Consider the following 21,980-nt stretch of genomic DNA (forward strand, 5'->3'; position numbering starts at 1 on the left):
CGGCCAGCCAGTAACAGGAGAGCTTCAGCTAATGAGTGCCTTAAACCGCCTTGAGATGCGCAATATCTCACTCGCATTCGGCGGATTCGCCGCGCTGACGCAGGTGGATTTCGTCGCGGAAGGCCACTCGGTGCATGCGCTGACCGGCGCTAACGGCGCGGGTAAATCGACGCTGATGGCGGTACTGGCCGGCGCGCACAGTCACTACAGCGGCGAAATCCGGCTGGACGGCGCGCCGGTATCGATACGCAGCCCGCGCGACGCGAAACGACTCGGCATACATCTGGTGCAGCAGGAGGTGGACGTAGCCCTGGTGCCTCAGCTCAGCGTGGCGGAGAACATCCTGCTGGATCGGCTGGCCGAGCCGGGACACGGCTTTCACTGGCGCGCCATTCGCCGCCAGGCGCGCGCTCTGCTGGCGCAGCTCGAGGCGAACATCGACGTAAACCAACTGGTGGAGCGCTGCACGCTGGCGGAGAAGCAGCAGATTTTGCTGGCGCGCGCGCTGTCGCACCACTGCCGCTTTCTGATCCTCGACGAACCGACCGCCCCGCTCGACCAGCACGAAAGCGAGCGGCTGTTCGCCGTGGTGCGCCGCCTGCAAAACAGCGGCATCGGCGTGGTGTTTATCTCGCACCGCATTCATGAACTGAAGGCGATCTGCGACCGTCTGACGGTGCTGCGCGACGGCCGCCTGATCGAGAGCGGCCCGATGGCGGCGCTGAGCGGCGAGCAGATCGTCGAGAAGATGCTCGGCCATCAGCTGACCGATATCTATCCGCCGCGCCGTCCCGCCAGCGCGCAGCCGCTGCTGCTGCTGGCGGTAGAGGGGCTGCACGACGATCGGCTGCTGCAGGATATTTCGCTGCGGCTGCACCAGGGCGAGATCCTCGGCATCGCCGGGCTGGCGGGCGCGGGCAAAACCGAGCTGTGCAAAGCGCTGTTCGGCGCCAGCAAAAGCCGCGTAACGCGCGGCGAACTGCACGGCAGGCCGTGGCGGCCGCGCTCGCCGCACGATTCGGTGAGCCGGCGCATGGCGCTGGTGCCGGAAGAGCGGCGCAAAGAGGGCATTTTTATCGACGAGCCTGTGGCGATGAATCTCAGCGTCAGCGCCGACAGCAGCTTTTCGCGCTGGAGCCTGTTCGGCCATCGCCAGGCGTGGCGCTGGGCGGAAGCGGTGATCCAGCGTCTGAACGTACGCACCACTGGTCCGGGGCAGCCGCTGCGCCGCCTCTCCGGCGGCAACCAGCAGAAGATCGCCATCGGCAAGTGGCTGCGCAGCCACGCCGACGTGCTGATTTTCGATGAGCCGACCAAAGGCGTCGATATCAAGGCGAAAACCGAACTGTTCCGCTTAATTAGCGGTCTGGCTCAGGAAGGCAAAGGCGTGATTTACGCCTCCGGCGAATTTTCCGAGCTGGTTGGGCTGTGCGACCGAATTTGCGTGCTCTGGGACGGGCGCATCGTGGCCGAGCTGGACGGGCGCGCGGCCACCGAAGAGACGCTTCTGCTTTATTCCACTGGAGGAACCCCTGCGTGAGCAGCAAAGAGATTACCCTGACCGCGGCGACGCCGCTGCGCCATCGACTGTTCGACTTCCTCTATAAGTGGGGCATGCTGATCACGGTCGCCCTGCTGATTGCGGGCTTCGGCATCGCCTCCGACAGTTTTCTGGAACCCAATAACATCATCAATATTCTGCGCTCCATTGCCATCGTGACGGTGATCGCCGTGGGCGTCTCGGTGTCGCTGACCGTCGGCGGCTTCGATCTTTCGGTCGGCTCCACCGCCTCGCTGGCCAACGCGCTGGTGATCTCGCTGTTCGTCTGGTATGGCATGAACAGCGTCGAGGCGATTGCGCTGACCCTGGCGCTCTGTACGCTGATCGGCCTGTTCAACGCCTTTCTCATCGTGATTTTGCGCATTCCCGATATGCTGGCGACGCTCGCCACGCTGTTTATTATCCAGGGCGTAGCGATGACCTATAGCTTCGGCGGTTCGATCACGGAAAACATGGTGATGCCGAGCGGCGATATGGCGGAAGGGACGATTCCGGCGGGCTTCGGCCTGCTCGGCCAGGTGCCGGTGATCGTCATTATTATGCTGGTGGTGACGGCAGCGGCGCAGCTGGCGCTGTCGCTCACCACGCACGGCCGTCGCATGTATGCGCTGGGCGGCAACCCGGAAGCGGCGCGCCTCTCCGGCATTCGCACCACGCGCTACCGCGTGCTGGCCTATGTGATCGCCTCGCTGCTGGCGGGTCTGGGCGGCATTCTGCTGGCGTCGCGCATCGGCTCGTCGCAGGTCAACGCCGGCGGCGGTTATCTGATGGACGCCGTAGCGGCCGCCTGGATCGGCCTGTCGCTGGCGGGCGCCGGCAAGCCTAACGCGCTCGGCACGCTGGTGGGCGCGGTGCTGCTCGGCGTGCTGCAAAACGGGCTGGTGATGCTCTCCGTTCCCTATTACGCCATGGACATTATTAAAGGACTGGTGCTGGCTCTGGCACTGGCGATGACCTACGTTCAGCGCCGCTAGCGCTGATTAACCAGGAAAAAGACAATGAAAAAAATAACGCTCTCTCTGCTGGCCGTCAGCCTGTTCGCTGCCAGCGCCTTTGCCGATAGCGTCGTACCCGTGCCGGCGCCCATTGCGAACCACGAAGGACCGGTGCGCATCGCGGTGATCCGCAACCTGGGCTCTGACGACAACACCACGCAGTTTGTCGCCGGCGCCATTCAGGAGGGCCGCAAGCTCGGCTTTAAGGTCAGCACCTTTCTCAGCAACGGCGACGACGCACGTTTCCAGGACTTCGTTAATCAGGCGATCAGCCAGAAGTATGACGGCATTATTCTGTCGCACGGCAAAGCGCCCTACGCCAGCGATCTGGTGAAGCGCGTCGCCGACGCCGGCATCAAAGTCTCGGTGTTCGACACGCCGGTCGATTCGCCGATCCCCGGCGTGACCGTCACCGCGCAGGATGACGCCTCGCTGGCGCAGGCGTCGCTCGGGCAGCTAATTCAGGATTTCAACGGCAAGGCCAATATCGTCAAGCTGTGGGTCGCCGGTTTCCCGGCGATGGAGCGCCGTCAGGTGGTGTATGAGAAGCTGTTAAAGGAGAACCCGGGCATTCATCAGCTGGAGTCGATCGGCGCGGTCTCCTCCGACGTGCAAGGCGATACCGCCAATAAGATCGGCGCGATTCTGGCGAAGTATCCGAAAGGTAAGATCGACGCGATCTGGGGCGCGTGGGACGCCTTTAGCCAGGGGGCCTATAAGGCGCTGCAGGAGAACGGCCGCACCGAGATCAAGCTCTACAGCATCGACGTCTCGAACCAGGATCTGCAGCTGATGCGCGAGAAGAATAGCCCCTGGGTGCAGACCGTGGCGGTCGATCCGAAAACCATCGGCGCGGTGAATATGCGCCTGGTGGCGAATAAGATCGCCGGCGAAGCCACGCCCGCCAGCTACGATTTCAAAGGCGCCTCGATCTCCCAGCAGCAGCTGAACAGCCAGCAGGGCGCGATTAACGTGGCGTCGCTGAACAAGATCGTCCCCGGCTGGGGCGGCAATAACGATTTCGTCGCGCCGTGGTTCGCGACGCTGGTAGCGAAATACAAAAAGTAAAACAGAAGCGGCCTGAGGGCCGCTTGAGATTATTGAAAAAGCGCTGATGTGGATGACATGGCTCGATCGCAAAGACGCAAAAAGCGTCATCCCTGACAGCTCGACCCGCGCAGTCCCTTGCGCGGGACGCTTTGCTCTTCGATCCATGTCATCCACATTTTAAGTTTGTTAGCCGTCTGATGGCCGCTTTTTTACTCTATTGCATTACGCCGCCGACCTTCAGCGTCGCGGCGATATTGCGCGCCGCCAGTCGCAGATTGGTTTCGGCGTTCGTCAGCGCCTCTTCCAGCGTACAAATGCTGTAGAGCACGCTGAATACCGCGTCCAGACCGTGCTGATGCACCACGCCGACATCCGCCGTCAGGCTGCCGGCAATGCCGATTACCGGCTTATTAAACCGTTTCGCCACCTGCGCCACGCCAATCGGCACCTTGCCGTTGATGCTCTGGCTGTCGATGCGCCCTTCGCCGGTGATCACCAGCGAAGCGTCTTTGACCTGCTCCGCCAGCCCGAGCGCCTCGGTGACGATTTCGATGCCGCGTCGCAGATCCGCCTGGCAGAAGGCGTGCAGCGCCGCGCCCATGCCGCCCGCCGCGCCGCCGCCCGGAATATGCAGCACGTCGATATCGAGATCGCGCTGAATAATCGCCGCATAGTGCGCCAGCGCGCTGTCCAGCTGCTCCACCAGCTGCGGCGTCGCGCCTTTCTGCGGACCGAAGATAGCCGACGCGCCGTCGCGGCCGGTCAGCGGATTAGTCACGTCGCACGCCACTTCGAAACGGCACTGCCGCACGCGCGCGTCCAGTCCGCTGATATCAATTTCTGTCAGTGCCGGCAGCGCGCCGCCGCCGAAGCCGATCTCGTTCTGCTGCGCATCGAGCAGCCGCGCGCCCAGCGCCTGCATCATGCCCGCGCCGCCGTCGTTGGTGGCGCTGCCGCCGATGCCGATAATGATATGCCCGACGCCTTTATCCAGCGCGCTCTTGATCAGCTCGCCGGTGCCGAACGAAGTGGTGGTCAGGGGATCGCGCTGCGCGGCGGGCACCAACTCCAGCCCGCTGGCGGCCGCCATTTCGATAAAGGCGGTGCTTGCGTCGCCGGAGAGGCCGTAGAAGGCGTCCACCGGCGCGCCGAGCGGTCCGGTTACGCGCAGGTTGACGATACTCCCCGCCGTGGCCGCCACCATCGCCTCAACCGTGCCTTCGCCGCCGTCGGCAACCGGTATCTTCACGTAAGTGGCGTCAGGAAAAATCTCGCGGAAGCCCGCTTCAATCGCGGTTGCCACGCCTGAGGCGGATAAACTCTCTTTGTATGAATCCGGTGCGATTACGATTTTCATAGGCAATCCAGGCGCTGTTGATAGATGATTCATCATCCGCGATGGCGCAGTGCGGCGGCCGCGCCGACCGCCGCGACGCATTAACGGGTTATCTCAACTTTGGCTAATTTTTCATAATAGCAGGCGAGCGCGCTATGGTCGGCGTTGCCCTGGCCGTCGTTGCGCAGCGCCTGCATCATCTCCATCACCGCGGCGGTGAGCGGAAGATGGGCGCCGATGCCGTGCGAGGTATCGAGCGCGTTGGCCAGATCCTTGATATGCAGGTCGATGCGGAAGCCCGGCTTGAAGTTGCGATCCAGCACCATCGGCGCTTTGGCGTCGAGCACGGTGCTGCCGGCCAGTCCGCCGCGGATCGCCTGATAGACCAGCTCGGGATTAACGCCCGCCTTGGTCGCCAGCGACAGCGCTTCCGACATCGCCGCGATATTGAGCGCCACGATCACCTGGTTCGCCAGCTTGGTGACGTTGCCCGCGCCGATATCGCCGGTGTGCACCACCGATCCCGCCATCGCCTTCATGATGTCGTAGCAGCGATCGAAGATCTCTTTATCGCCGCCCACCATTACGGAAAGCGTGCCTTCGATCGCTTTCGGCTCGCCGCCGCTCACCGGCGCGTCGAGCATTTTGATGCCCTTCTCTGCCAGCGCGTCATGCACCTCGCGGCTGGCGAGCGGCGCGATAGAGCTCATATCGATGACGATCAGGCCCGGCTTCGCGCCGTCGATAATGCCGTTTTCGCCCAAGCAAACCTCTTTCACCTGCGGCGAGTTGGGCACCATGGTGATCACCACGTCAACTTGCTCGGCCACCTCTTTCGCTGTTTTCGCTACGGTAGCGCCCAGCGCGGTCAGTTCCGCTTCGTTGCTGGCGTTGTTATCGCGCACCACCAGAGAATAACCGGCTTTCACCAGATTTTTACTCATCGGTTTGCCCATGATGCCGAGGCCGATAAATCCAATTTTCATTGCCTTTCCCCTTCGTCAGTTACTTCTTAAATTTGTCGCACAGCGCCTGAGTCGCGTTGCGGAAGACGCCTAAGTCGCTGCCTACCGCCACGAAGCTGGCGCCCCATTCGAGATAGCGGCGCGCGTCCGCTTCGACCGGCGCGAGGATGCCGCTCGGCTTGCCCGCCGCTTTGGCGCGTTCGAAGACATGCTTAATCACCTTGAGCACCTCTGGGTGCGCAGGCTGGCCGAGATAGCCGAGCGCGGCGGAAAGATCGCCCGGCCCGACAAAGATGCCGTCGACGCCCTCTACCGCAGCGATGGCGTCGATATTGTCGACCGCCTGCTGGGTTTCAATCTGCACCAGCACCGTAATGTTGTCGTTCACCGTGGCGTTGTAGTCGGGCAGCGTGCCGTACATATTGCTGCGGTGTGACACCGAGACGCCGCGAATGCCAGCGGGCGGATAGCGGGTCGAGGCCACGGCGCGCAGCGCCTCCTCTTCCGTTTCCACAAACGGGATCAGGAAGTTGTAGAAGCCGATATCCAGCAGGCGCTTGATGATCACCGGTTCGTTGCAGGGCGGACGCACCACCGGCGCGCTGACGCTGCCTTTGAGCGCCATCAGCTGCGGCACGAAGGTGGTAATGTCGTTGGGCGCATGTTCGCCGTCCAGTACCAGCCAGTCGAAACCGGCCAGGCCGAGCACTTCGGTGGTAATAGGGTTCGCCAGCGCGCACCAGCTGCCGATCAGGGTTTCTCCTGCCAGCAGACGACGGCGAAATGCATTCGGCCAGGCTGTGTTACTCATCATCTCTTCTCCCGTTACAACTGCTCCCCGCAGGGAGCTAAAAGTTAGCGCACCAGACAGGGACGTTTATTGTCGAAGGTCCAGTTCGGCACGAGGAACTGCATCGCCTGCGCATCGTCGCGCGCGCCCAGTCCATGTTTTTGATAGAGCGCGTTGGCCTGCATAACCTGATCCATATCCAGCTCGACGCCCAGCCCCGGCTTCTGTGGCACCTGCACCATGCCGCCTTTGATCTGCAGCGGCTCTTTGGTCAGGCGCTGGTTGCCCTCCTGCCAGATCCAGTGGGTGTCGATGGCGGTGATAGCGCCTGGCGCGGCGGCCGCGACGTGGGTGAACATCGCCAGCGAGACGTCGAAATGGTTGTTGGAGTGCGAGCCCCATGTCAGGCCGAAGTCGTGGCACATCTGCGCCACGCGCACCGAGCCCTGCATGGTCCAGAAGTGCGGATCGGCCAGCGGAATATCGACCGACTGCAGCGACAGCGTGTGGCCCATCTGCCGCCAGTCGGTGGCGATCATATTGGTGGCGGTCGGCAGCCCGGTGGCGCGGCGGAACTCCGCCATCACCTCGCGGCCGGAATAGCCCTGCTCGGCGCCGCACGGATCTTCCGCATAGGCCAGCACCCCTTTCAGCTGCTTGCCGAGCAGGATCGCCTCGTTGAGCGACCAGGCGCCGTTGGGATCGAGCGTAATGCGTGCCTCTGGAAAGCGCTTCGCCAGCGCCGTCACCGCTTCCGCCTCTTCGCCGCCGCGCAGCACGCCGCCCTTGAGCTTGAAGTCGTTGAAGCCGTACTTGTCGTACGCCGCCTCGGCCAGCCGCACCACCGCTTCCGGCGTCAGCGCCTCTTCGTGGCGCAGGCGATACCAGTCGCAGGCCTCATCTTCCTGGTTCTGGTAGGGGAGCGCCGTCTTTTTACGGTCGCCGATGTAGAACAGGTAGCCGAGCATCTCAACGCGGTCGCGCTGCTGTCCGTCGCCCAGCAGCGTAGCGACGTTGACCTGCAGATGCTGACCCAGCAGGTCGAGCAGCGCCGCCTCGATGCCGGTGACCACGTGAATGGTGGTGCGCAGGTCAAAGGTCTGGCTGCCGCGTCCCGACGAATCGCGGTCGGCGAAGGTGCTGCGCACCAGGCTGAGTACGTTTTTGTACTCGCCCACCGTTTTGCCGATCACCAGCGCCGCCGCATCTTCCAGCGTCTGGCGGATTTTCTCGCCGCCGGGGATTTCGCCAACGCCGGTATGGCCCGCGTTATCCTTGATAATCACGATATTGCGGGTGAAAAAAGGCGCGTGCGCGCCGCTCAGGTTGAGCAACATGCTGTCGTATCCGGCTACCGGAATAACCTGCATCGCTGTGACTTTCGGTGTCGAACTCATCTCCTGCTCCTTACACTGTGGCGCGGCCGAATGCCGGGCGCTTGCGGTCGAACGTCCAACCGGGAATCAGATACTGCATGGCGGTGGCGTCGTTACGCGCGCCCGCCGGCAGCGATTTAAAGAGGTCGTTGGCCTGGCGCAGCCGATCCCAGTCCAGCTCGACGCCGAGCCCCGGCGCATCGGGCACGGCGATTTTGCCGTTGCGGATCTGTAGCGGCTGTTTGGTCAGGCGCTGGTCGCCCTCCTGCCAGATCCAGTGGGTATCAAGCGCGGTCGGATTGCCCGGCGCCGCTGCGCCGACGTGGGTAAACATCGCCAGCGAAATATCGAAGTGGTTATTGGAGTGGCAGCCCCAGGTGAGGCCCCACTCGTCGCAGAGCTGCGCCACGCGCACCGCGCCGCTCAGCGTCCAGAAGTGCGGATCGGCCAGCGGAATATCGACCGCGTTGAGCATCACCGCGTGGTTCATCTCGCGCCAGTTGGTGGCGATCATATTGGTGGCGACCGGCAGCCCGGTGGCGCGGCGGAACTCCGCCATCACCTCGCGGCCGGAATAGCCCTGCTCGGCGCCGCACGGATCCTCCGCGTAGGTCAGCACCTCGCCCATGCCTTTGCAGAGGCGGATCGCCTCGTCCAGCGTCCATGCGCCGTTGGGATCGACGGTAATGCGCGCGTCTGGAAAGCGCCGCTTCAGCGCCGCTGCGGATTCAATCTCCTGCTCGCCCGGCAGCACGCCGCCTTTGAGTTTGAAATCCTTAAAACCATATTTGTCCTGCGCCGCCTCCGCCAGACGCACCACCGCGTCGGGCGTCAGCGCCTCCTGATGGCGCAGGCGATACCAGTCGTGGTCGCCGTTCTCGCCGCTCTGGTAGGGCAGATCGGTTTTGCGGCGGTCGCCGATATAGAAGAGATAGCCCAGCACCGTCACCTCGTCGCGCTGCTGGCCGGGACCGAGCAGCTCCGCCACCGGCACACCGAGGCACTGGCCGAGCAGGTCGAGCAGCGCCGCCTCCAGCGCGGCGACCGCGTTGACGCGCAGCTCGAAGGTCCAGGCGCCTTTGCCGAAGGTGTCGAAATCGGCCGACTGGTTGCCTTTGTGCACCTGCTGCACCAGCCGGTTCATGCGCGCCACCTGCTGGCCTTCGACCTGCGGGATCGCCTCGACCAGCGTCTGGTAGATGGTGTCGCCGCCCGGCGCTTCGCCGACACCGGTATGTCCGGCGCTGTCGGTCAGCACCACGATATTGCGGGTAAAGCAGGCGTTATGCGCGCCGCCGATATTCAGCAGCATGCTGTCGTATCCGGCGACCGGGATCACCTGCATGCGGGTAATCACCGGTGAGCTTTGCGTAGACATATTCCCTCCTTATGTCCGCGGTTTCAGTTCGATACGTTTGATATCGCCCGCAATCACCAGGAAGCTGAACGCGGCGACGAACGCATGGATGCCGACATAGATCAGCGCGCCTTCAAACGAGCCGCTGGTGGCGATGATGTAGCCGATAGCGATAGGCGTGACGATGCCGGAAAAGTTGCCGAACATATTGAACAGGCCGCCGCTCAGGCCGCTGATCTCTTTCGGCGCGGTATCCGCCATCACCGCCCAGCCCAGCGCGCCAATGCCTTTGCCGAAGAAGGCGAGCGCCATGAAGAACACCACCACCCATTCGGTGTCGCTGTAGTTGCACATCACCATGCTGATAGAGAGCAGCATGCCGAGCACGATAGGCGTTTTGCGCGCGATGTTGAGCGAACCGGTTTTACGCATCAGGTAATCGGAGATGACGCCGCCCAGCACGCCGCCGAGAAAGCCGCACACCGCGGGAATCGAAGCGATCATCCCCGCTTTCAGAATCGACATGCCGCGCGCCTGCACCAGATAGACCGGGAACCAGGTGATAAAGAAGTAGGTGAGCGCGTTGACGCAGTACTGGCCGAGATAGATGCCCAGCATCATGCGCGAGGAGAGCAGCTGCTTGATCTGGAACCACTTCTCATCCCAGCTCACTTTCTGCTGCGCCTTTTTCGCATCCATATTGATCAACGCGCCGCCCTGCTCCATATACTCCAGCTCGGCTTTATTCACGCCAGGATGGTCGTTGGGATCGTGGATCACTTTCAGCCAGATAAAGCTGAGGATGATGCCGAGACCGCCCATAAACCAGAACACATGCGCCCAGCCCACTTCTGATACCAGCCAGCCCATAATCGGCGCAAAAATTACCGTAGCGAAATATTGCGCGGAGTTGAAAATCGCCACCGCGGTGCCGCGCTCCTGCGCCGGGAACCAGGCCGCGACGATACGGCTGTTACCTGGGAAGGATGGCGCTTCTGCCAGACCGACCATAAAGCGCAGCAGAAACAGTGAAACCACAATGCCATAGCCGCTGAAGATATCGACAAAGCCCTGCAGCAGAGTAAAAAGCGACCAGAGGAAGATACTCCAGAAGTAGACGCGTTTTGATCCAAAGCGGTCCAGCAGCCAGCCGCCTGGGATCTGGCCGATAACGTAGGCCCACGAGAACGCCGAGAAGATGTAGCCCAGTCCGACCGAGTCGAGGCCGATATCTTTCGACATGGCGGAACCGGCGATGGAAATGGTGGCGCGGTCGCCGTAATTGAACGAGGTGACGATAAACAACATCACCACGATCCAGTAGCGGGCGTTGGTGCGCTTCTGCACCGCTTCCGCCGTCTGGCTGTAACTATTCATGATGCACTCCTGAAATATAGCGTTCGCTACATTCGCTCTGACTGCATACACATCGCGTTGGGTATCAGAGAGAAGTCGGGTTAAACACGGCGATTTTTTATAGGGGCAAACCGATAGTGCGTCGTGACGAATAACCTAACGTCGTATAACGAAAGCCAGTATAGGAATGACAAAAGGCGGAGGCACTGGAAGAACGCCTGACAATTAAGCCGCTAATGCACGCATTGTCTGGCAGTTGCACAGCCGACTGCGGCGCGCTTCACGGAACCCGGTTTTTCCCGTCCGAAATGGCGATTAATTAAGCGAAGGTCGGCGCCTTTGTGAGACTCTTCACTTGATTTTGGAAAAGCGAACCAAAAAGCAGCGGAAATGGGTGTAAATGCCGGACAGTTGCACAATGCGGCGAGCAACCCGCATTCATATACTAAGGCTGGCAAATCCGATGTGCGACATGAAGAACGATAACGCGCCGCCACGTACGGCGCGCCAGACTGATGACCTGGCCTGCAGGCAGGCTCTCGCCTGCGAAGGCACTTTATTAATGACTTGCGTATGCATGACTGGAAGGTGAGCGATGAACCGAATTCTCAATGAGCCGCCGCTTTATATCAAAGTCCATGAAGATGACAATGTCGCTATCGTGGTCAACAACCAGGGACTGCCGGCAGGCACGACCTTTCCCGACGGGCTAACGCTGACGGAGCATGTGCCGCAAGGGCATAAAGTGGCGCTTGCTGCCATTCCGCAGGGCGCGCCCATCCTCCGCTATGGCGAAGTGATCGGCTATGCGCTGCGCGATATCGCGCAAGGCGGCTGGATCGACGAGTCGCTGGTGGCGCTGCCTGAAGCGCCGCCGCTCGCCAGCCTGCCGCTGGCGACTAATGTGCCGCCCGAGCTGCCGCCGCTGGAAGGCTACACCTTCGAAGGCTACCGCAACGCGGACGGCAGCGTCGGCACGCGCAACCTGCTCGGCATTACCACCAGCGTGCACTGCGTGGCGGGCGTGGTGGACTATGTGGTGCAGATTATCGAGCGCGACCTGCTGCCGAACTACCCGAATGTCGATGGCGTCGTGGCGCTGAATCACCTTTACGGCTGCGGCGTGGCGATTAACGCGCCGGCGGCGGTAGTGCCGATCCGCACCATTCATAACCTGGCGCTGAATGCCAACTTCGGCGGCGAAATCATGGTGGTGAGCCTGGGCTGCGAGAAGCTGCAGCCCGAGCGTCTGCTGACCGGCACCAGCGACGTACAGGCGATCTCGCTGGACGATAGCGACATTGTACGGTTGCAGGATGAGCGCCATATCGGCTTCGGTGCGATGGTGGAAGAGATCTTGAGCGTGGCGAAAAGGCACCTTGAGCGCCTCAACCGCCGCCAGCGCGAAACCTGCCCCGCCTCCGCGCTGATTGTCGGCACGCAGTGCGGCGGCAGCGACGCCTTTTCCGGCGTGACCGCCAATCCCGCCGTGGGCTTCGCCTCCGATCTGCTGGTGCGCTGCGGCGCGACGGTGATGTTTTCCGAAGTGACCGAAGTGCGCGACGCTATTCATCTGCTGACGCCGCGCGCCGTTAATGAAGAGGTGGGCAAGCGGCTGCTGGAAGAGATGGCGTGGTATGACGACTATCTCGATCAGGGCCAGACCGACCGCAGCGCCAACCCTTCGCCCGGCAATAAAAAGGGCGGACTGGCGAACGTGGTGGAAAAAGCGCTGGGATCGATCGCCAAGTCGGGCCGCAGCGCCATTGTCGAAGTACTGTCGCCAGGCCAGCGGCCGACGCGGCGCGGGCTGATTTACGCCGCCACGCCCGCCAGCGATTTCGTCTGCGGCACTCAGCAGATGGCGTCGGGCATTACGCTGCAGGTCTTTACCACCGGACGCGGCACGCCTTATGGCCTGGCGGCGATTCCGGTGATCAAGATGGCGACGCGCAACGCGCTGGCCGATCGCTGGCACGACCTGATGGATATCAACGCCGGCACTATCGCCACGGGCGAAGAGACTATCGAGCAGGTCGGCTGGCGACTCTTCCACCTGATTCTGGATATCGCCAGCGGCCGCCAGCAAACCTGGTCGGATCGCTGGGGCATTCGCAATCAGCTGGCGGTGTTCAATCCGGCGCCGGTGACCTGATAAGGGCGCGCGCTGCGCTGCGGCAGCGCGCGATTAACTCACAGCTGTTTTCCCCAGGCCTCAACCCAGGGCGAAGTGACCGTCTCCGGCTCAGGATCTTCGGTTGCGTCTACCAGCAGTACCTCGCCGACGCGCTGCGCGCCCTGCTCCTGCAACAGCGCGTCAAAGGTTTTGCCCGCACCGCAAAAGTGGTCGTAGCTGCTGTCGCCGAGCGCGATGACGCCGTAACGTAGCGTCGGCTGATAGCCCAGCTTATCTTTCACGTCGTGATAAAGCGCGGCGATGTTGTCAGGGAAATTGCCTTGGCCGATGGTCGAGGTGATCACCAGCGCGACGTCGCTGCTGTAGTTTTGCCACTGCGCTAACGTCGGATCGTCATAGACCGCAACCTCGTGCCCTTGCGCCTGTAAAACCGGCTGCGCCTCTTCCGCCACCAGCAGCGCGTTGCCGTATACCGTACCTACAAAAATGCCAATCTTCGCCATGTGCCTGCTCCTTAAGCTGAGGTGCTATCCTCGCCTGCCGCGGCGGCAAACTCAAGCCCTGCGGCGGCGAACGCTGCCTGCCAGCCGAACTCGCAGGCCAGCCGGTGCCAAACCGCATCCAGTCTGGCGCGGATCACCAGCGGTTCGCCGGTCACCGGGTGCGTCAGCGCCAGGCTGCTGGCGTGCAGCATCAGGCGGTCGGCGCCGAAATGCTGCGCCGCGCCGCGATTTTGCCGCAGATCGCCGTGAGTGGTGTCGCCGATAATCGGGTGACGCAGATGCGCCATATGGCGGCGCAGCTGATGCTTGCGGCCCGTACGCGGCGAGAGCTGCATCAGGCTGTAGCGCGCGCTCGGATAGCGGCCAATCGCCACCGGCATTTCCGCCCAGGCCAGCGCCTGATAGTCGGTCACCGCAGGCTGCGGCGCGCGCGCTTCCGTGGCGAACTTATCGGCGATCTTGTCCAGCTCTTCCACCAGCGGATAGTCGAGCGTTCCGCTCTCCTGCAGCCAGCCGCGCGTCACCGCGTGGTAGGTTTTACGCATCTGATGCTGCTCGAACTGCTGCGACAGCAGGCGCCCGACGTCGCTGGAGAGGCCCATCAGCAGCACGCCGGAGGTCGGACGGTCGAGCCGATGCGCGGTAAAGACGTGCTGGCCGATCTGGTCGCGCACGGTCTGCATCACCACCACCTTCTCTTTGCGATCCAGCCAGCTGCGATGTACCAGCCAGCCGGCGGGTTTATTGACCGCCACCAGCCATTCATCCTGATAGATAATCTCCAGCATCAGGCGGGATCGTCCATAAACAGCGCGTCGAGCTGGGTCAGGCTGTGCAGAATCGGCGCATGGCCCGGCGTGGCGGCGGTCAGCGCGACTTCAAAATAGGGGGCGATAGCGAAATTTTGCGGCAGCGGCTGCTGCGCGGCGATAAGCGCCCGCATACGCGGAATGAGAACCCACTGCAGCCATTCGAGCGGCTCCAGCGTGTCGAGACAGAAAGGCTGGCTGCTGGCGAGCGCGCTGGCGGACGGGGGCGTTTCCTGCCAGTGATGGTGATCGCGCAGCAGCGTTTCGAGCTGCTCCAGCCGTTGTAACAGTAAAGGGGTCATAGGCCACCTCCAGCGAGCGGTAAATTCGGGCCGCAAGCATACCACCGCCGGACGCGGGCGCAAAAAAAGGGAGCACTGTTAAAACAGTGCTCCCGGTTCGTTTGCAGCTTTCCCGCTACTTTGATGCTCCCTGCCTCATCCGTGACAACTTTTCCTGTGCGCCATCCTGCGCTTATCGTCCTGATAATTCCTTTGGCTTCCAGGCCCGCCGCGCATCATGTACGGCTCTCGTTCTCCTTCCTGGAGGTGTCCCTGACTCTCTCCTGAGTATCCTGCTTCATCCTGAAGCCTTCCGTGTGACGTAAACTCCGTTACGGTCCCGCCTCCTGGCATGACGTATCCTGACGCTATCTTCAATCCTCTGGCTTCCTGCCAACTGCTGACTATTCTGGCAGAGGCCGCTGAATAAACAAGGTACTAAACAGCGTTACATTATTTGTTTATAGACCAGATTTAGGAGTAATGCCATTAAGTCAATGATTCACAATATTTTTACATTGCAGACTTCTGGATGTCCCTTGAGAGAAATGCCAATCTCTCACAGCACATGTAAGAGATATCTCACAAGGTAACTAGCGATTATCTGCAAAGCCCGGTATAACCACCTGTAAATTCTTAAGAAATATCTGAGCATTTTCCGCCAGAATTTCGCGTTTTTTGGTACCGGGCTGTTCAAGAATCACCTCGCCGGTCAGGTTGCAAATCGAGACGATCTCCTGCTCCGATTCGGTGGCGGCGATAAACAGCGTCGGCGTCTGTTTCAGGCGGCGCTTCATGATCAGATGCCCGATCAGATTCTCCTGCAGCCGCAAAAAATCCTCTTCGCTCCAGACCTGCAGCAGCGTCAGCTCAAGGTGCGCACAGCGCGCCGTCATATCGCCCGCGAACTGCGCGGTGTAAAAGGCGGCGATATCCTCCTGAAGCGTGATCTCCAGCGCGCGCTCCACCGCTTCCAGCGTAGCGGGCAAGGTAAAGGGCTGCGGCTGCCACCATACCTCATCAGCCTGGGTGGCGATAATGCAGGGCGACGGCACGCCATAAAGCGCCTGGCTAGCGGGCGCGTGGCCGGTGCGCTGTTGCCAGGCGTCGCAGTAACGGGCGGTAAATTCGCGCAGGGCATCCACAGTCTGTTGCATTACTCTTTTTCTCACGTCTGATGGGTTACACTTATCCACTTTGTTTTGTATCACGGGTAACCGCTATGTCTTTATATGAAAAGGATCAGGCGCTGAGCAACCTGACCCTGGGCAAACCCACAGCCTATCACGATCAATACGAGCCCAGACTGCTGCAGGCGGTACCGCGCAGCCTGAACCGCGCGCCGCTGGGTCTGACGCCCGATTCCCTGCCCTTTACCGGCGCGGATATCTGGACGCTTTACGAACTCTCCTGGCTTAACAGCAAGGGCGTGCCGCAGGTGGCGCTGGGCGAAGTGGTGCTGAACGCCACCAGCGAACATCTTATCGAGTCGAAGAGCTTTAAGCTCTACCTTAACAGCTTTAACCAGACGCGCTTCGCCAACTGGGGCGACGTGCGCCAGACGCTGGAGCGCGACCTCAGCGCCTGCGCGCAGGGCGAGGTGAGCGTCGCGCTGTTCCGCCTGAGCGAAATCGAAGGCCAGCCCATCGGTCAGTTTAGCGGTTACTGCATCGACGAGCAGGATATCGCCATCACGGACTACAGCTTTAATGCCGACTACCTTGCCGGTGCGGCGGGCGGCGAAGTCGTGGAAGAGACGCTGGTCAGCCATCTGCTGAAATCCAACTGTTTGATCACCAATCAGCCCGACTGGGGTTCGGTGATGATCCGCTACAAAGGCCCGCGCATCGACCGCGAAGCGCTGCTGCGCTACCTCATCTCTTTCCGCCAGCACAATGAGTTTCACGAGCAGTGCGTAGAGCGCATCTTTAACGATCTGCTGCGCTTCTGCCAGCCGCAGCAGCTTACCGTCTATGCGCGCTACACGCGCCGCGGCGGCCTGGATATCAATCCGTGGCGCAGCAACGTGCCTTTTACGCCGGGATATTCCCGTCTGGCGCGTCAGTAGCTTTGCGAAGCCTCTCGCAGCCTGCGCGTCAGAGGTTGCGTTCCCCTTGAGCATTGAGGGTCGACAAGGCACTCTGGTGAAGGCGGCGATCGGAGGATCGCCGACCAGGGATTTTCGCCACCGCAACGGCGGTGTCATTAGTCACCCAGGCGGGTGTAACGGAGTTCATTTGATTACGCATATCAGCCCTCTTGGCTCGATGGATCTGCTCTCTCAGCTGGAAGTGGACATGCTCAAGCGCACCGCGAGCAGCGACCTTTACCAGCTGTTTCGCAACTGCTCCCTTGCCGTCCTGAATTCAGGCAGCCAGACCGACAGCAGCCACGAACTGCTTTCCCGCTTTGAAAATTTCGACATCAACGTGCTGCGCCGCGAGCGCGGCGTCAAGCTGGAACTGATCAATCCGCCGGAAGAGGCGTTTGTCGACGGACGCATTATCCGTTCGCTGCAGGCCAACCTGTTCGCCGTGCTGCGCGACATTCTGTTTGTTAACGGCCAGCTGGCGATCGCCGGCATGGAAGAGGCGCCGCCGGATGATTCGGCGCATATCACCAACCAGGTTTTCTCTATTCTGCGCAACGCCCGCGCGCTGCACATTGGGGAATACCCGAATACCGTGGTCTGCTGGGGCGGCCACTCCATCAACGCGGTGGAGTATCAGTACTGCCGCAACGTCGGCACCCAGCTGGGCCTGCGCGAGCTGAATATCTGCACCGGCTGCGGGCCGGGCGTGATGGAGGCGCCGATGAAAGGCGCGGCGGTAGGCCATGCGCAGCAGCGCTACCGCGACAGCCGCTTTATCGGCCTGACCGAGCCGTCGATTATCGCCGCCGAGCCGCCGAATCCGCTGGTGAACGAACTCATCATCATGCCGGATATCGAAAAACGCCTGGAAGCCTTTGTGCGCATTGCGCACGGCATCATTATTTTCCCGGGCGGCGTGGGTACGGCGGAAGAGCTGCTCTACCTGCTGGGCATTATGATGAACCCGCAGAACCAGGAGCAGGTGCTACCGCTGATCCTTACCGGCCCGCAGGAAAGCGCCGACTACTTCCACGTGCTGGACGATTTTATCGTCAACACGCTGGGCGAAGCGGCCCGTCGTCACTATAAGATCATTATCGACGACGCCGCTGAAGTGGCGCGCCTGATGAAGAAAGCGATGCCGCAGGTGAAGGAATATCGCCGCGAAACCGGCGACGCCTACAGCTTCAACTGGTCGATTCGCATCTCGCCCGATCTGCAGAAGCCGTTTCTGCCGACCCATGAAAATATGGCCAACCTCAATCTCTACACCAGCCAGCCGGCAGAGCAGCTGGCGGCGGATCTGCGTCGCGCCTTCTCCGGCATTGTCGCCGGGAACGTGAAAGAGATCGGCATACGGGAAATCCGCGAAAAAGGGCCCTATAAGCTGCACGGCGAGCCGGACATTATGCGCCGCATGGATGAATTGCTGCAGGGCTTCGTCGCTCAGCACCGCATGAAGCTGCCGGGCACCGCCTATATCCCCTGCTACGAAATCATTAAATAAACCGCAAGGAAGGCAGTCCTCTCGGGCTGCCGTTTAGCTTATGTCATTTCACCTTCTTATCGTGGACGCGCTCAATCTGATACGTCGTCTGCACGCAGTACAGGGATCGCCCTGCGTCGAGGGTTGCGTCGCGGCGCTGCGCCAGCTTCTGGGGCATACGCAGCCGACCCACGTTGTGGCGGTATTCGACAGCGAACAGCGTCACCAGGGCTGGCGGCATCAGCTGCTGCCGGACTATAAAAGCGGCCGACCGCCGATGCCGGAGGATCTGCATGCCGAACTGCCCGCGCTGCAGGAGGCGTTTCGCCGGGTCGGCGTTAGCTGCTGGATCGCCGAGGCGGATGAAGCGGACGACCTGGCCGCTACGCTGGCGGTAAAAATGGCGCAGGCGGGCCATCAGGCGACCATCGTCTCTACCGACAAAGGCTACTGTCAGCTGCTGGCGCCGCAGATCCGCATCCGCGACTACTTTCAAAAGCGCTGGCTGGATCTGCCTTTTATCGAAAATGAGTTTGGCGTCGCGCCGCAGCGCCTGCCCGATTACTGGGGGCTGTGCGGCATCAGCAGCAGCAAGATCCCCGGCGTGGCGGGCATCGGCCCGAAAAGCGCGAAAACGCTGCTGCAGACGTTTGGTACGCTGGAGGCGATCTATGCGCAGCTCGACGAGGTGCCGGAGAAGTGGCGCGCGAAGCTGGAGGCCGGGCGCGAGTCCGCCTTAATCAGCCGACAGGTTGCAATGCTGAAGCAGGATTTGGTGCTGCAGGGGAATCTGAAAACGCTGCGCTACGAAGGCCAGGCGCCGCAGCGCCCGGCCTGAGGCTTAACGTTCGTCGCGGCGGCCCGGTATGGCGCCCCAGATGCGGCGAATATGCACCGTGACCTCTTCGCGGTCGTGATAGAGCTGACGGGCGCGGATCTGCGCGTTGATGCCCTGCGCCTTCAGCGCCTCGTCGATCATCGCCAGGTTCTGCGTCACCTCTTCGTAGCGCTTTTTCATCGGCAGCTTGAGGTTAAAGATCGCCTCACGGCACCAGCCGTTGACCAGCCATTCGGTCATCAGGCTGGCGACGCGCACCGGCTTCTCTACCATGTCGCACACCAGCCAGTCGTTATTGTTGCGCGTCGGGCGAAACTTAAAGCCGTCCTCGCGGCAGTGGGTGACCTGCCCGGTATCCATCAGGCTCGGCGCCATCGGACCGTTATCCACCGCGTCAACCCACATGCTGCGCTTCACCAGCTGATAGGTCCAGCCGCCGGGACAGGCGCCGAGATCGACCGCGTGCATGCCGCCCGCCAGGCGCTCGTCCCACTCGTCGGCGGGAATAAAGACGTGAAACGCCTCCTCCAGCTTCAGGGTCGAGCGGCTCGGCGCATCGGCCGGGAATTTCAGGCGCGGAATGCCCATATAGAACGGCGAATTGTTGCCGACGACAGAGTAGCCGACGTAGCAGGCGCCAGGCGCGATAAAGAAGACGTGCACCACGGGTCGCTTCAGGCTTTCGTAGTTGAGCAGGATCCCCGCTTCGCGCAGGCTGGCGCGCAGCGGCACGGTAAACTTGCGGCAAAACTTCGTCAGCTCTTTCGCTTCGTTAGTATCCGGCACCTCGACGCGCAGTTCGCCGCCCTTCTCCACCACGCCGGTCAGTATGCCGACAATCGGCGCAATGCGATCGTCCGGCGGCAGATCTTTCAGCAGCTCGCCGACCACCAGCATCTGGCGGGCGAAGATCAGCGTATCGAAAGGCAGATCGCGCGCCAGGCGGTCGGCATCTTCGTGCTGATAGCACTCGAACAGCACATAGCCGCTGTTCTCTTTAACCCGCGGGAAACCGTAGATTTCACGCTCGGCGGCGCAGGCGGCGATTTCCGCGGCGCACTCTTTTTCAAACCCGGGACGGCAATAGAGTAAAACTTTATTCATGGCGATCTGCCTTTCGTTTAAGACGCAGCGCGCCAATCAACATCAGAAACCAGCCGACCAGGAAACAGAGGCCGCCGACCGGCGTAACAAAAACCCAAAACTTCAAATGCGACAGCGCCAGAGAGTAGAGGCTGCCGCTGAACAGCACGACGCCGAGGGCCAGAAAGGCGCTGCTCCAGTAAAACCAGAGATTAGCGCGGCGCAGCATCGCGGCGCCCAGGCCGATGACCGCCAGCGTATGGTAAGCCTGATACTCTAGCCCGGTATGGATCCAGGCCATTTCCGTTGGCCCCAGAGAACGGCTTAAAACGTGGGCGCCAAAAGCGCCAAACGCCACCAGCAAAAACCCGCTGATGGCGGCAAAAATAAACATGGCACGACTGGACATCTGACTATCCTCAAGGTGCATCTGTACATCAGGCTACAGAAATCAATTAGTTAGTGATCGTAGCGAAAGCGGAATTTTTCTTGTTCGCTGGCGGCTTTCGCGATGATCCACTGTCGAAAGGCGGCTATTTTACCCAGTTCTGCCTGGCTGTCATGACAAACCAGATAAAAAGCGTTTTTACTTACCAGCACGTCGTTGAACGGACAGATCAAGCGACCCGCTTCGATTTCGCTCTGCGCCATTACGTTGTTCGCCAGCGCCACGCCTTGGCCATGGATCGCGGCCTGCAGCACCATGGCGCTGTGGCTGAAAATCGGCCCCTGCTGGACGTTAATATGCTGCAAGCCTAGCTGCCGGATATAGGATTGCCAGTCGCGCCGCGAAGCGTCATGCAGCAGCGTGAAGCGCGACAGATCCATTGGCGTTTTCAACGGATTGTCGCCGGTCATCAGCGCGGGCGAACAGACCGGCAGCAGATATTCGGCGTAAAGTTTTTCCACTCGCAGTCCCGGCCAGTTGCCGCGGCCGTAGAAAATCGCCACGTCGACGTCGTCGGCCAGCTTCTCTTCATCGCGGTCCACCGCCTGAATACGCACGTCGATGCCCGGATAAGCCATATTAAAGCTAGAGAGCCGCGGCACCAGCCACTGAATGGCGAAGCTGGGTAGCAGGCTGACGGTTAAGGCGCCCTTCGCGCTACGCGCCTGAAGTTTGCGCGTCGCGTCATTGAGCGCGGTGAAAATCTCTTTGATATCGAGATAGTAGCTTTGCCCCTCTTCCGTCAGCAGCAGCGAACGATTTCTCCGGCGAAACAGCTTAAGTCCCAGAAAATCTTCCAGCGATTTTATCTGATGACTGACGGCTGCCTGGGTGACGAACAGCTCTTCGGCGGCTTTGGTAAAGCTGAGATGACGCGCCGCAGCGTCAAACACGCGGAGTGCATTAAGAGGAGGAAGGCGTTTCGACATGGTTTTCCGTGCTCGGATCAGGGGCAATATAGGTGCGCTTATAAAAAGCGGTCACATATTAGTTTTAGTAATCCGAGGCATTATAAATTGTCCGTTGAGGAAGCTCCAGCAAATACCTATAGTTGCCGCACTTCCTGAGCCGGAACGAAAAGATTTCAGGATTTGTGAGTGAGTTCGCAGATTTCCGGGAAGCTTTTGGCTTGTGGTCGTGATGTTGTGTTTGCATTTTGATCTGACGCTTGCAGATCAAGCTTTTAATTCCTGTAGATTTACCCTGTCTGTCCATAGTGATTTTGAATAGCACCGCAAATTGCGGTGCTTTTTTTTTGCCTGCAGCAGACGCCGAAGCGCTTACTGCATCTCAACCATCTCTTTGACGTCGGAGCGGTTAATCTGCTGCTTGTTGCCGTTAGCGTCTTTATAGCTGATCATACCGGTATCGCTGTCTACTGAAGGCTTACCTTCTGAGACAATGGTGCGACCATCGTTGGTATGCATAACATAATTGCTTGAACATGCGGCCAGAGTAAAAGCCATAGCGCAGACAGCCAGCACTGCTGAAAGTTTTTTCATTTTCTATCTCCTTGT

Annotated in this window: 21 protein-coding genes; 7 read left to right on the top strand and 14 right to left on the bottom strand. The window is 60.8% G+C overall.

Translation table 11 applies throughout. The annotated features are described in order from the left end of the window. The first annotated feature begins 31 nt into the window (after positions 1-31). Genes PVE98_RS15575 through PVE98_RS15585 form a run of 3 tightly spaced genes read left to right on the top strand, consistent with a single transcriptional unit; the run spans position 32 to position 3,624 of the window. Positions 32-1,540, top strand: coding sequence for a sugar ABC transporter ATP-binding protein (locus PVE98_RS15575; RefSeq protein ID WP_096072654.1), 1,509 nt, complete (start codon positions 32-34; stop codon positions 1,538-1,540). Further along, the gene (locus PVE98_RS15580; protein ID WP_096072653.1) at positions 1,537-2,535 is read left to right on the top strand and encodes an ABC transporter permease; all 999 of its coding nucleotides are present in this window, start codon (positions 1,537-1,539) and stop codon (positions 2,533-2,535) included. The genes PVE98_RS15575 and PVE98_RS15580 overlap by 4 nt, the downstream gene beginning before the upstream one ends. A 24-nt stretch (positions 2,536-2,559) precedes the next feature. Next, positions 2,560-3,624 carry a sugar ABC transporter substrate-binding protein gene (locus tag PVE98_RS15585; protein WP_096072652.1) on the top strand — a complete coding sequence of 355 codons (1,065 nt, stop codon included), beginning with the start codon at positions 2,560-2,562 and terminating at the stop codon, positions 3,622-3,624. A gap of 196 nt (positions 3,625-3,820) precedes the next feature. On the opposite strand, the gene PVE98_RS15590 is transcribed toward PVE98_RS15585, so the two are convergent. From PVE98_RS15590 to PVE98_RS15615, 6 genes are all read right to left on the bottom strand, one after another. Further along, positions 3,821-4,963 (bottom strand): glycerate kinase, encoded by a 1,143-nt coding sequence (locus PVE98_RS15590; protein WP_096072651.1) that lies wholly within the window; start codon positions 4,961-4,963, stop codon positions 3,821-3,823. 80 nt (positions 4,964-5,043) lie between these two features. Further along, positions 5,044-5,928, bottom strand: coding sequence for a 2-hydroxy-3-oxopropionate reductase (gene garR / locus PVE98_RS15595; protein WP_033752811.1), 885 nt, complete (start codon positions 5,926-5,928; stop codon positions 5,044-5,046). A 19-nt stretch (positions 5,929-5,947) separates the two neighbouring features. After that, a complete protein-coding gene (garL, locus tag PVE98_RS15600; RefSeq protein ID WP_033752898.1) occupies positions 5,948-6,718 on the bottom strand; it encodes a 2-dehydro-3-deoxyglucarate aldolase in 771 nt (256 codons plus the stop codon). A gap of 44 nt (positions 6,719-6,762) precedes the next feature. Then, a complete protein-coding gene (gene gudD, locus PVE98_RS15605; RefSeq protein WP_033752812.1) occupies positions 6,763-8,094 on the bottom strand; it encodes a glucarate dehydratase in 1,332 nt (443 codons plus the stop codon). A gap of 10 nt (positions 8,095-8,104) precedes the next feature. Continuing rightward, positions 8,105-9,451 (bottom strand): enolase C-terminal domain-like protein, encoded by a 1,347-nt coding sequence (locus PVE98_RS15610; RefSeq protein WP_096072650.1) that lies wholly within the window; start codon positions 9,449-9,451, stop codon positions 8,105-8,107. A 9-nt stretch (positions 9,452-9,460) separates the two neighbouring features. Then, positions 9,461-10,807: an MFS transporter gene (locus tag PVE98_RS15615; protein WP_033752814.1), complete on the bottom strand. Its 1,347-nt coding sequence runs from the start codon at positions 10,805-10,807 to the stop codon at positions 9,461-9,463. Positions 10,808-11,381: 574 nt separating this feature from the next. Between PVE98_RS15615 and garD the strand changes: the two genes are divergently transcribed. Continuing rightward, positions 11,382-12,941, top strand: a complete 1,560-nt coding sequence (gene garD / locus PVE98_RS15620) for a galactarate dehydratase (protein WP_033752815.1) — start codon at positions 11,382-11,384, stop codon at positions 12,939-12,941. 38 nt (positions 12,942-12,979) lie between these two features. Here garD and PVE98_RS15625 read toward each other — a convergent pair whose 3' ends face one another. The 4 genes from PVE98_RS15625 to syd all read right to left on the bottom strand — a co-directional run bounded on the left by PVE98_RS15625 (position 12,980) and on the right by syd (position 15,673). Then, on the bottom strand, positions 12,980-13,426 hold the full coding sequence (locus tag PVE98_RS15625; RefSeq protein WP_313620461.1) for a flavodoxin: 447 nt from the start codon (positions 13,424-13,426) through the stop codon (positions 12,980-12,982). A gap of 11 nt (positions 13,427-13,437) precedes the next feature. Then, positions 13,438-14,214 carry a tRNA pseudouridine(65) synthase TruC gene (gene truC / locus PVE98_RS15630; RefSeq protein ID WP_096072649.1) on the bottom strand — a complete coding sequence of 259 codons (777 nt, stop codon included), beginning with the start codon at positions 14,212-14,214 and terminating at the stop codon, positions 13,438-13,440. Further along, positions 14,214-14,537 (bottom strand): YqcC family protein, encoded by a 324-nt coding sequence (locus PVE98_RS15635; protein WP_096072648.1) that lies wholly within the window; start codon positions 14,535-14,537, stop codon positions 14,214-14,216. The genes truC and PVE98_RS15635 overlap by 1 nt, the downstream gene beginning before the upstream one ends. Positions 14,538-15,109: 572 nt before the next feature. Further along, positions 15,110-15,673, bottom strand: a complete 564-nt coding sequence (gene syd, locus PVE98_RS15640) for a SecY-interacting protein (protein WP_033752819.1) — start codon at positions 15,671-15,673, stop codon at positions 15,110-15,112. Positions 15,674-15,738: 65 nt separating this feature from the next. Between syd and queF the strand changes: the two genes are divergently transcribed. The 3 genes from queF (at position 15,739) to xni (ending at position 18,932) form a co-directional block, all read left to right on the top strand. Next, positions 15,739-16,584 (top strand): NADPH-dependent 7-cyano-7-deazaguanine reductase QueF, encoded by an 846-nt coding sequence (queF, locus tag PVE98_RS15645; protein ID WP_096072646.1) that lies wholly within the window; start codon positions 15,739-15,741, stop codon positions 16,582-16,584. Positions 16,585-16,753: 169 nt separating this feature from the next. Then, the gene (gene ppnN, locus PVE98_RS15650) at positions 16,754-18,115 is read left to right on the top strand and encodes a nucleotide 5'-monophosphate nucleosidase PpnN (RefSeq protein ID WP_033752821.1); all 1,362 of its coding nucleotides are present in this window, start codon (positions 16,754-16,756) and stop codon (positions 18,113-18,115) included. Between the two features lie 40 nt (positions 18,116-18,155). Then, the gene (xni, locus tag PVE98_RS15655) at positions 18,156-18,932 is read left to right on the top strand and encodes a flap endonuclease Xni (protein ID WP_096072645.1); all 777 of its coding nucleotides are present in this window, start codon (positions 18,156-18,158) and stop codon (positions 18,930-18,932) included. A gap of 3 nt (positions 18,933-18,935) precedes the next feature. On the opposite strand, the gene rlmM is transcribed toward xni, so the two are convergent. The 4 genes from rlmM to PVE98_RS15675 all read right to left on the bottom strand — a co-directional run bounded on the left by rlmM (position 18,936) and on the right by PVE98_RS15675 (position 21,965). Next, positions 18,936-20,036 carry a 23S rRNA (cytidine(2498)-2'-O)-methyltransferase RlmM gene (rlmM, locus tag PVE98_RS15660; RefSeq protein WP_096072644.1) on the bottom strand — a complete coding sequence of 367 codons (1,101 nt, stop codon included), beginning with the start codon at positions 20,034-20,036 and terminating at the stop codon, positions 18,936-18,938. Further along, positions 20,029-20,424, bottom strand: a complete 396-nt coding sequence (locus PVE98_RS15665; RefSeq protein WP_033752824.1) for a DUF423 domain-containing protein — start codon at positions 20,422-20,424, stop codon at positions 20,029-20,031. Before PVE98_RS15665 ends, rlmM begins: the two co-directional genes overlap by 8 nt. Before the next feature lie 50 nt (positions 20,425-20,474). Next, positions 20,475-21,392, bottom strand: a complete 918-nt coding sequence (locus PVE98_RS15670) for a transcriptional regulator GcvA (RefSeq protein ID WP_033752825.1) — start codon at positions 21,390-21,392, stop codon at positions 20,475-20,477. 351 nt (positions 21,393-21,743) lie between these two features. Next, positions 21,744-21,965, bottom strand: coding sequence for a YgdI/YgdR family lipoprotein (locus tag PVE98_RS15675; protein ID WP_033752826.1), 222 nt, complete (start codon positions 21,963-21,965; stop codon positions 21,744-21,746). Positions 21,966-21,980 lie beyond the last annotated feature (15 nt).

The organism is Pantoea sp. GABEPS69 (assembly GCF_045780835.1).
Taxonomy (GTDB): Bacteria; Pseudomonadota; Gammaproteobacteria; order Enterobacterales; family Enterobacteriaceae; genus Pantoea; species Pantoea septica.